Raw genomic sequence first — 9,891 nt, forward strand, 5'->3', positions numbered from 1 at the left:
CGCACGTCCGTCTCTCGACGCGGTGGGGACCGCCCTCGACGTCGGCCCGGGGGTCGTCCCGGTGGCTGCGCGGGTCGAGACGTTCCTCGACCGGACGGTCGGTGGGACCGACCGGAACGGTGAGCCCGATCTCGTGATCCTGGACCCGCCGAGGGGTGGTGCGGGGATCGACGTGATGACCGCGCTCGCGGGCGGAACGGCGTCGCGGATCATCCACGTGGGGTGCGACCCGGCGAGTCTGGCCCGCGACGTCGGGGTCCTGGTGACGGCCGGCTGGACGCTGACGGACCTGCGGGGGGTGGCCGCGTTCCCCGCGACGCACCACGTGGAGGGTCTCGCCGTCCTCGATTCCCCCCGCGCGCGCTGACCCGACCCTGTGGCGCACCTCGACCGGCCGAGGCGCCGGCGGGGTCTCGCGCCGATTGCCCGTAGACTGTTGGTTCGACCCTGAGGGGTGCGGCCAGGGAAGGGGCAGTCGACGGCAATGAGTGTGCTCGATCAGGTGAACGGCCCCTCCGACCTCCGTGCACTCGGACCCGACGAGCTGGTCCGGCTCTGCGGCGAGATCCGGGAGTTCCTCATCAGAAAGGTCTCCGCCACCGGCGGGCACCTCGGCCCCAATCTCGGTGTGGTGGAGTTGACCATCGCCCTGCACCGGGTCTTCGACTCCCCCCGGGACCCCATCGTCTTCGACACCGGACACCAGTCGTACGTCCACAAGATCGTCACCGGTCGTCGTGAGCAGTTCGACGGGCTCCGTACCCGCGGCGGATTGTCGGGATACCCGTGCCGCGCGGAGAGCGACCACGACGTCGTCGAGTCCTCGCACGCCACCTCGTCGCTGTCCTACGCCGACGGTCTCGCCAAGGCGTACTCCCTGCGCGGGGAGACCGACCGCACCGTCGTGGCCGTGATCGGCGACGGCGCGATGACCGGCGGGATGGCCTGGGAGGCGCTCAACAACATCGCGGCCGGCAAAGACCGGCCCATGGTGATCGTCGTCAACGACAACGGACGATCGTATTCCCCCACGATCGGAGGCCTGGCCGAACGACTCGGGGTCCTGAGGCTACAGCCCGCCTACGAGAAGGCGATGGACCACACCAAGCGCACCCTGGGCGCGCGCAAGGACGTCGTCGGCAAGGCCGTGTACTCGATCCTGCACGGGATCAAGACAGGCCTGAAGGACGTGGTGTCGCCGCAGGAGCTGTTCGCCGACCTGGGACTGAAGTACATGGGGCCGGTGGACGGACACAACCTGGCCGCCACCGAGGCCGCGCTGCGGCTGGCCAAGGACTTCGGCGGCCCGGTGGTGGTCCACGTGGTCACACGCAAGGGCATGGGGTACGTCCACGCGGAGAACAACGTCGCCGACCTCATGCACGCGACCGGGGTCATCGACCCCGACACCGGCCGACCGCTCTCGGAGTCGTCCGCGGTCGACTGGACGTCGGTCTTCTCCGCCGAACTGTGCGAGATCGGTGCCGAACGGGACGACGTCGTGGCCATCACCGCGGCCATGGCCGGGCCGACCGGACTGACGGCGTTCGGTGAACGTTTCCCGGACCGGATGTTCGACGTGGGCATCGCCGAGCAGCACGCCGTGGCCTCGGCCGCCGGACTGGCGCTCGGGGGGATGCACCCGGTGGTGGCCGTGTACTCCACCTTCCTCAACCGTGCGTTCGACCAGCTGCTCATGGACGTCGCGCTCCTCGGGCAGCCGGTCACCCTGGTGCTCGACCGCTCCGGGGTGACCGGCCCCGACGGCGCCAGTCACAACGGGATGTGGGACCTGTCGTTGACGGGGATCGTCCCCGGGGTCCGGGTGGCCGCACCGCGCGACGCCGAGACCCTGCGCGCGGAGCTCCGCGAGGCCGTCGAGGTGACCGACGGGCCGACCGTCGTACGCTTTCCCAAGGGTTCGGTCGGTGAACCCGTCCCGGCACTGGAGACCAGTACCGACGGCGTCGACCGGGTGCACGGGTCCGGCGACGCCGACGTCCTCGTCGTCGCCGTCGGGTCGATGGTCGCGCCGTCGCTGGCCGCGGCCCGGGAACTCGAGACCGCCGGTGTCACTGTCGACGTGGTCGATCCGCGATGGGTCTATCCGGTCCCGCACTCGGTCGTCGACTCCGCGCGGGGTCGACAGCTCGTGGTGACCGTCGAGGACAACGGGCTCCACGGTGGCGTCGGGTCGGCGGTCTCGGCGAGTCTGGAGCGCGCCGGGGTAAGGGTGGACCGACTCGCCCTGGGGATACCCCAGGAGTTCCTCGACCACGCCTCCCGCGGTGAGATCCTCGCCGACGCCGGGTTGACCGCGGAGGGGATCGCCCGCGGGATCCGCCAGCGCCTCGGCGACCGGGTCGAGAGCTGAGTCCGGACGCCCTCAGCTCTCCGCTCTGAACTCGTGCACGGCGCCCAGCAGCGGAGCCTCCGTCAGTTCGATCTGCCAGCGGCGGGCACCCTCGGCCTGCAGGACCCGGTGCAGTAGCGCCGCGTCGTCGACGGTGTCGGTGGTGGCCGCCCGCCAGGCCCACAACCGGAGCGTCGACGCCTTGAGCAGCAGCCCCTGTTCGATTCCCACCTCCTCGGCGAGCTCACCGAGCGCCTCGCGCGCGGAGTCCAGGAGCGCCGCCGCCCCCGGGTCGGTCCGCTTCCAACTGGTGTGCGGGGGGTGCTCCCCGCGCGGCGCCTGGCGAGAGGGGAGGTCGCCACGCCCGAGTTCGGCGGCCCACTCCAACGCCGCCAGCCACTCGTCCGCCAGGCGTCTGCGGTGCGGGCCGTCGAACCCCTCGATCGCGAGCAGGTCGGTGCGGTTCGTCGGCGCGGTGCGTGCCGCCTCGATGATCGCCGCGTCGGTGAGCAACCTCTTGGGAGCGATGTCTCGCTCCGCGGCCACCCGGTCACGCGCCATCCACAACTCCCGTGCCCGGGCGAGTTGGCGGGCGTCGCGCAGGGAGGTCAGGCGGGCCAGCCTGCGCCAGGGATCCGGGGCGGGGGCGGGCGGATCCGAGTCGACGAGGTGTCGGCACTCGGCCTCGAACCAGTCGCGGCGGCCGAGTTCGTCGAGCCGGGGGAGTACCGCGTCCGCCAGTTCGTGGAGGAAGAGGACGTCGTAGGCGGCGTAGTCGAGCCAGGATGCGGGCAACGGGCGTCGCGACCAGTCCGCCGCCGAGTGGGCCTTGGCCAGCCCGATGCCCAGGTGCTCCGAGATCATCGCCCCGAGGTTCACCCGTTCCATCCCGAGGAACCGCCCGGCCAGTTCGGTGTCGATGACAGACGTCGGCCTGATCCCGAGCTCACGGAGTGACGGGAGGTCCTGGCTCGCGGCATGCAGGAGCAGGGGGCGTCCGGAGAGGACGCCCGCGAGCGGCCCGACCGTCTGGCCCGGCGTCTCGGGGTCCACCAGCAGTGCGGCCCCGCCGGCGGGGCGTAGTTGCAGGAGGAAGGCGCGCTCGGAGTAGCGGATCCCCGACGCGCGCTCGACGTCCACCGCGACCGGTCCGGCCGAGGACTCCACGACGGAGGCGACCGACCCGATGCCGGAGGCGTCGTCCACGAACTCGTACTCCGCCGGGGGCGGCGGCGCCCCCGGCGGGGTCTCTCCGCGTCGTCGGCCGCTCACGCCCGACGATGCAGGGAGGTCACGCCGACCGGCGGGAGTCCGGCCGCCAGGGAGAGCGTCTTGCAGAAGGCGGAGGCGTGACCGGTCAGGTTCGACTCGAGGGCGGTCCACGACGCGCGCAACTCGAGCTGGTGGGCCTGGGGCGGTCCGGAGATGTCGCCGTAGCGGACCGACGCGGTGCTGGTGACGGTTCCGCCCAGCGACGTGTACGGTCCGGCGTCCTCGTCGAGCGCCTCGGTGAGCCAACTCCAGGCGACCTGGGGCAGCAGGGGATCGCCCGCGAGTGAGGCCTCCATGTCGGCCTGGATGTAGGCGACCAGCCGCAGCGTGCCGTTCCACGCGTCGTCCCCGGAGGGGTCGTGGAGGAGGATCAGCCGACCGAACGCGTCCCCGTCGGAGAACTCGGGCACATCGTCCCCGGTCGGCGGGATGATCTCCACCCCGAGCGCGTGACTGTACGGCGCCAGTCTCTGCGGCGGACGGATCGGGCCGACGGAGATCTCAGGGCGGACCTCGAGCCGGGACAGCGACTCGACCGCCTCCCGGAAGACCTCGGGCTCGCCGTCATTGACCGATGTGCTCACGGGTCGTCACGCTAGCCACCGCCCGGCGGCGCCCCGAGGAGGCGCGCCGTCGCCCACCGGGGTGGGGTGGAGGGCCCCGGAGGCGCACTCATGGGACCATGGGGGTGTGCTGAACTCCGATGTGCCCTCGAATCCCAGGTCCGTTGACACCCAGGGCGCCGGCCGCGCCACCGCGCGCCGAGCCGGGACCGGCCCCTACCTCGACGAAGTCGGAGGCACCGGCGCCGCTCACACCCCGGTGTGGTTCATGCGTCAGGCGGGTCGCTCGCTCCCCGAGTATCGCGAACTCCGGGCCGGGAGCACCATGCTCGAGGCCTGCTTCGATCCCGAGATGACCTGCGAGGTCACTCTGCAGCCGGTCCGCCGCCACGGGGTGGACGCCGCGATCTTCTTCTCCGACATCGTCATCCCGCTGGCGGCGGCAGGAGTGGACATCGACATCGTGCCGGGCACCGGGCCCGTGGTGGCCGCGCCGATCCGGGACGAGGCCGGAGTCGCCGCGCTTCCCGATCTCACCCCGGACCGTCTCGAGAAGATCGGCGAGGCCGTCCGCATGGTGGTGGCCGAGCTCGACCCGCAGGTCGCGCTGATCGGCTTCGCCGGCGCCCCCTTCACCCTCGCCTCCTACCTCATCGAGGGCGGCCCCAGTCGCAACCACGAGCACACGAAGTCCCTGATGTACTCCCGACCCGACGTCTGGCATTCACTGATGTCCAAGTTGGCGGACCTGACCACGGTGTTCCTGCGCGCCCAGATCGACGCCGGGGTGGACGCCGTCCAGCTGTTCGACTCGTGGGCCGGCGCGCTGAGCCTGCGCGACTACCGCTCGATGGTGCTCCCTCACTCCACCGGGATCTTCGCCGACGAGGTGATCTCCACGGTTCCCCGCACCCACTTCGGCGTGGGCACCGGAGAACTGCTCGGGGCGATGGGCGAGGCCGGTCCAGAGGTCGTCGGTGTGGACTGGCGCATCCCGCTCGACGACGCCGCGGTGCGGGCTCCGGGCAAGGTGCTCCAGGGCAACCTCGACCCCGCCATGCTCTTCGCCGACCGCTCGGCGCTGGACTCCGAGGTCCGCAGGATCCTCGACGAGGGGGCGCGGGCACGTGAGCTGGGCGCCCGCGGGCACGTGTTCAACCTCGGGCACGGCGTCCTGCCCGCCACCGACCCGGGTGCCGTGACCCACGTGGTGGAGCTGGTCCACGAGCTGACCGGGACGTAGGGATGGCCCCTCGTGTCGCGGTGATCGGTGGCGGTCTCAGCGGTCTCACCGCCGCCTATCAGCTCTCCCTCGACCTGCCCGGCGCACGGATCACGGTCCTCGAGGCGTCGGACTCCCTCGGTGGGGCGTTGCACACCGTCGACTTCCCGTCCGGCCCCATGGAGCTGGGGGCCGAGGCATTCATCGGTCGCCGACCGGAGGCCTCCGAGCTCGTCGCCGAGCTGGGGCTGACAGACACCCTGCGGCACCCCGGACCGCTCGGCCCGGCGATCCTCACCGACGGTCGACTGGTCCCGATGCCGGTCGGCACCCTCATGGGGCTGCCGTCCGACGTGGCCGGCCTGTCCGGTGTGCTGAGCCCCGGTGAGTCGGCCGTCGCCGCCCGTGAGACGGACACGCCGCTGGAGTGGGAACCCGGCGGGGACGTCTCGCTGGGCCGGCTCGTGGCCGACCGGTTCGGCGACGCGGTGGTCTCGCGGCTCGTCGATCCCATGCTCGGCGGGGTGTACGCCGCCCCCAGCTCGGGACTCGGCCTGCGGCAGGTCATCCCCGGTCTCGCCGAGGCGCTGGACCGCGGCGCACCGACGCTGACCGCCGCGATCGGTGAGCTCGTGGGCAACCGGGTGCCTGGGCCCGTGTTCGCCACCCTCGACGGCGGGTACAGGGGGCTCGTGTCCGCGCTCGCCGAGGCCTCGGGTGCCACGGTCCGCTCTCACGCCACCTGCACCGCGATCCATCGCGAGCCCTCCGGGTACACCCTGACGGTCACCGGCGCGCGCGGATCGTGGGTGGAGGACGCCGACCTCGTCGTCGTCGCCGTCCCCGTCCCCCACGCCACACCGCTCCTGGCCGCCGCCGGTGGCGTCGACGGCGCTGTGTCCGGCCTGTCCGGGATCCGGACCGCCTCGTCCGCTGTGGTGGCGATGGAGGTGGACCGGGGGCTCGACCTGCCCGAGCTCTCCGGGGTGTTGGTGGCCACCGACGAGCCGGTTCCGTTCAAGGCGATGACCTTCACCAGTCGCAAGTGGCCCCACCTCGACACCCGACCGGGTCACCTGGTGCGGGTGTCGTTCGGTCGGCTCGACGACGACGACGTGCTCACCGCGGACGACATCGCACTGGCCCGGATGGCCGAGTCCGCCCTGGCCGGGGTGTGCGGATCCGCACCGACGATCCTGTACTCGCGTGTCCGCCGCTGGGAGGACGCGCTCGCCGAGATCGGTCCGGGGCACGCCGACCGGATCGCGGGCGTGCGGGCCGAACTGGCGGAGCGGTTGCCCGGGGTCGAAGTGGTCGGAGGTGCGACCGAGGGGGTCGGCGTGCCCGCGTGCATCGGCTCGGCACGGGCCGCGGCCCGCCGGTTGGCCGCCGGGTGGCAGGATTGAGCCATGGCACGCCTTGACTACAAGAAGCTCAACTCGACGCTCCGCTACCTGATGTTCTCGGTCTTCACCGTGACGCCCGGGGAACTGGGGGAGGACCGGGCCGCGGTCACCGCGGACCTCGAGCGGTTCCTCGCCCGGTTCGACGGCACCGACGTGGTGGTCCGCGGACTGTACGACGTCTCGGGGCTCCGCGCCGAGGCCGACTTCATGATCTGGACCCACGCCGAGCACATCGAGGAACTCCAGAGGTTCTACAACGAGTTCCGGCGCACCACGATCCTGGGCCGGGCCAGCACGGCCCACTGGTCCAACACGGCTCTGCACCGGCCCGCGGAGTTCAACAAGAGCCACATCCCGGCGTTCCTCGCCGAGGAGGAGCCGGGCGCGTACATCTCGGTGTACCCCTTCGTCCGGTCCTACGAGTGGTACCTGCTCCCCGACGAGGAGCGTCGCCAGATCCTCGCCGAGCACGGGCGCGCCGCCCGCGAGTACCCGGACGTCCGGGCCAACACCGTGCCGTCGTTCTCTCTGGGCGACTACGAATGGCTCCTGGCCTTCGAGGCCCCGCAGCTGGACCGGATCGTGGACCTCATGCGCGTCATGCGCAGCACCGAGGCGCGGCGTCACGTCCGTGAAGAGGTCCCGTTCTTCACCGGGCCCCGGATCAGCGCCGAGCAGTTGGCCACCACGATGCCCTGAGACGGCTCAGCGCCGCGGGGATCGACGCGAGGGGCCGGCCGGGACCACAACGTCCCCGCCGGCCCCTCCTGTCGTGCGTTCAGTCCTCGGCGGGCTCGAGCGTCATGCTCAGCGAGTTGATGCAGTACCGCAGGTCCGTGGGGGTGGGGTAGCCCTCGCCGGAGAACACGTGACCGAGATGGCCGTGGCAGTTCGCGCACACCACCTCGGTGCGGGTCATCCCGAGGGAGGTGTCGGTCCGCTCGATGACGGCCCCACCGGCCAGAGGCGTGAAGAACGAGGGCCAGCCGCAGTGGGAGTCGAACTTGGCGTCACTGCGGAACAGCTCGGCCCCGCAGCCGCGGCAGCGGTAGACCCCTTCGGTCTTGGTGTCGGTGTACTCCCCGGTGTACGGCCGCTCGGTGCCGGCCCGGCGCAGGACCTGGTACTCCTCGGGGGTCAGTCTGCGGCGCCATTCCGCATCGTCGAGGGTGAAGTCCGGTTGTGGAGTGCTGGAGGGGGTGTCGGTGCGCTCACTCATGTCCGCAGGCTACGCCGCCGCGGCGGCCGGTGCGATCCGCTCGTGTCGCCGCGGGTCCGTGCGCCGCCACAGCAGGATCACCAACACCGTGCACAGCAACAACAGCCATCCGAGCGTGGGATGGGCGAACTCCAGCAGTCGCCCGTAGTACGGCCACCGGGCCGACTCCCAGAAGTCCAGGGTGAAGAACCCGTACGCCGCCAGCCAGGCGGGCCAGTTGCGCACGAAGGACTTGTCCAGGACCACGGTGAGCATGATCGGGATCAGCATCATCGAGTAGTACATCTGCCCCAGGCTGGAGACCAGGAACACACCGGCCAGGATGACACCGGAGGTGGTGGCCAACCACAGCACCTCGTGGTTGTGCCGGTAGTCCAGCAGGAGCCACACGGCCACCAGGGTGGCCACCACGATGAGGATCCGGGCCACCAGGATGAGTGGTTCGGGGACACCGTAGTACAGGCCGAGGCCGGCGAGGGAGCTGTTGTAGTAGTCGCGGACCTCGCTCATGTACGGCGCGGTCACCTCGAGGTACCGCGCGGCGTCCACGGTGAGCGCCCAGCCCGCGGCCATGGCGGCGGCGGGGATCGCCACGGCGGCGACGAAGGGCTGCCACTGACGGCGGATGAGGGGGAGGACCAGTAGTGGCGCGAGCATCGGTTTGATGGCCAGGGACAGGCCCATGGCCACACCGGCCCACCACAGTCTCCGGCGGTGGAGGAGGTACAGGAACGCCACCTGGCACAGGAAGATCACGCCGTTGACGTTGGTGAAGACCAGGGTGTTGGTGACCGCCTCGGTGCAGAAGGCCCCCAGGAGGATCGCCGGGGCCGCGAACGACCGTACGTCGAGGTCGAACAACCTCATGAGGAGCCACAGCGCGCCGATGATCGCCGCGGTGTTGACGAGGATGAACAACCACCGCGCGACGGTGTAGTTGTCGATCACGCCGAAGGGGGCCAGCAGGAAGGTGCCGCTCGGGGCGTAGAGGTAGTGCGGCTGGACCGTGAGCAGGTTCTCGCTGTACACGGGTTCGCCGGCGAGGAAACGTCTGGTCGCCGCGTAGACGGTCCCGAAGTCATTGGTGATGGATCCGTTGACGGCCTTGATCAGGACGCGGTGGATCACGGTCATGATCGCCAGCGGCCACAGGATGTGGTTCAGCAGGCGGGGCACGGAGTCAGTGCTTCGGGTCGGCAACGGCACGGTGTGCAGGCTACCGGCCCGGGTCGCGTCCCCCACGCAGGCGCCCCGGTCAGGAGGGACAGGCCACGGAACGGTCGACGGTGGCCGGGTCGGCGAGGAACTCCGTGACGGTCGATCTGGCGCACGCGGAGTGGAGGACCACGCGCGATCCGGGTGCACCCCAGGTGAGGACCCGGATGTCGCCGGCCCCTGCGGCCGACAGCATCCCCGCGGTGGGTTCCAGCGCGGCGGCACCGGCCACGGGGTCCGCGATCCCACCCATCAGCAGCACGGGCGCGGCGCCAGGTAGCTCCAGCGTGGACTCTCCCGGGACGGGCCAGGTCGAACACGCGGACAGCTGGGCGGCGAGGATCTCCCCGAAGGGTGCGTCATCCGTCCATTCTGTGGCGAGTTCCGGGACGCGGCTCACCGGCACCCGCCGGGGCAGATCGGAGCACCCCGCGACATAGGGCAGTGACGAGCTCGTCAACGCCTCCGCCCGGGCACGCACCGGGGATCCGGGCGAGTCCGCGCCCGGGCCCGCCTCCGCGATGTCGCCGAGGATCACGTCCCCCTCGGACGCCTCCGCCGCGGAGGCACCGGACAGGTCGGCGAGGGCGGAGCGGATGACGTCGGACAGGAGGGCGGCGGGCACGCGGGCACCCGGGTCC

Annotated in this window: 9 protein-coding genes and 1 pseudogene; 5 read left to right on the forward strand and 5 right to left on the reverse strand. The window is 71.3% G+C overall.

Going from position 1 to position 9,891, the window contains the following annotated elements; translation table 11 throughout:
* Positions 1-367, forward strand: a pseudogene (locus G6017_RS05495) (class I SAM-dependent RNA methyltransferase); the annotation flags it as partial.
* A 117-nt stretch (positions 368-484) separates the two neighbouring features.
* Entirely contained in the window at positions 485-2,374 is a 1,890-nt protein-coding gene (dxs, locus tag G6017_RS05500) for a 1-deoxy-D-xylulose-5-phosphate synthase (RefSeq protein WP_182616312.1), read from the forward strand.
* A 12-nt stretch (positions 2,375-2,386) separates the two neighbouring features.
* On the opposite strand, the gene G6017_RS05505 is transcribed toward dxs, so the two are convergent.
* Together G6017_RS05505 and G6017_RS05510 are read right to left on the reverse strand one after the other, a co-directional pair.
* Positions 2,387-3,625, reverse strand: a complete 1,239-nt coding sequence (locus G6017_RS05505; RefSeq protein ID WP_182616314.1) for an HRDC domain-containing protein — start codon at positions 3,623-3,625, stop codon at positions 2,387-2,389.
* A complete protein-coding gene (locus G6017_RS05510; RefSeq protein WP_179525398.1) occupies positions 3,622-4,209 on the reverse strand; it encodes a DUF3000 domain-containing protein in 588 nt (195 codons plus the stop codon). Before G6017_RS05510 ends, G6017_RS05505 begins: the two co-directional genes overlap by 4 nt.
* 106 nt (positions 4,210-4,315) lie before the next feature.
* Here G6017_RS05510 and hemE point away from each other — a divergent pair, with 106 nt between their 5' ends.
* The 3 genes from hemE to hemQ are packed head-to-tail and all read left to right on the forward strand — an operon-like array spanning position 4,316 to position 7,515.
* A complete protein-coding gene (hemE, locus tag G6017_RS05515; protein WP_182616316.1) occupies positions 4,316-5,431 on the forward strand; it encodes a uroporphyrinogen decarboxylase in 1,116 nt (371 codons plus the stop codon).
* A 2-nt stretch (positions 5,432-5,433) separates the two neighbouring features.
* Positions 5,434-6,816: a protoporphyrinogen oxidase gene (hemG, locus tag G6017_RS05520; RefSeq protein ID WP_182616318.1), complete on the forward strand. Its 1,383-nt coding sequence runs from the start codon at positions 5,434-5,436 to the stop codon at positions 6,814-6,816.
* Between the two features lie 3 nt (positions 6,817-6,819).
* Positions 6,820-7,515 (forward strand): hydrogen peroxide-dependent heme synthase, encoded by a 696-nt coding sequence (hemQ, locus tag G6017_RS05525; protein ID WP_182609424.1) that lies wholly within the window; start codon positions 6,820-6,822, stop codon positions 7,513-7,515.
* Positions 7,516-7,594: 79 nt separating this feature from the next.
* On the opposite strand, the gene msrB is transcribed toward hemQ, so the two are convergent.
* The 3 genes from msrB to G6017_RS05540 all read right to left on the reverse strand — a co-directional run.
* Positions 7,595-8,035 (reverse strand): peptide-methionine (R)-S-oxide reductase MsrB, encoded by a 441-nt coding sequence (msrB, locus tag G6017_RS05530; protein ID WP_179525394.1) that lies wholly within the window; start codon positions 8,033-8,035, stop codon positions 7,595-7,597.
* Between the two features lie 9 nt (positions 8,036-8,044).
* The gene (locus tag G6017_RS05535; protein ID WP_347237947.1) at positions 8,045-9,241 is read right to left on the reverse strand and encodes a glycosyltransferase family 87 protein; all 1,197 of its coding nucleotides are present in this window, start codon (positions 9,239-9,241) and stop codon (positions 8,045-8,047) included.
* A 49-nt stretch (positions 9,242-9,290) separates the two neighbouring features.
* Positions 9,291-9,891, reverse strand: a 601-nt coding sequence (locus G6017_RS05540) for an alpha/beta hydrolase (RefSeq protein ID WP_182616320.1), incomplete at its 5' end; no start/stop codon positions are given.

Source organism: Dietzia sp. B44 (assembly GCF_014145245.1).
Taxonomy (GTDB): domain Bacteria; phylum Actinomycetota; class Actinomycetes; order Mycobacteriales; family Mycobacteriaceae; genus Dietzia; species Dietzia natronolimnaea.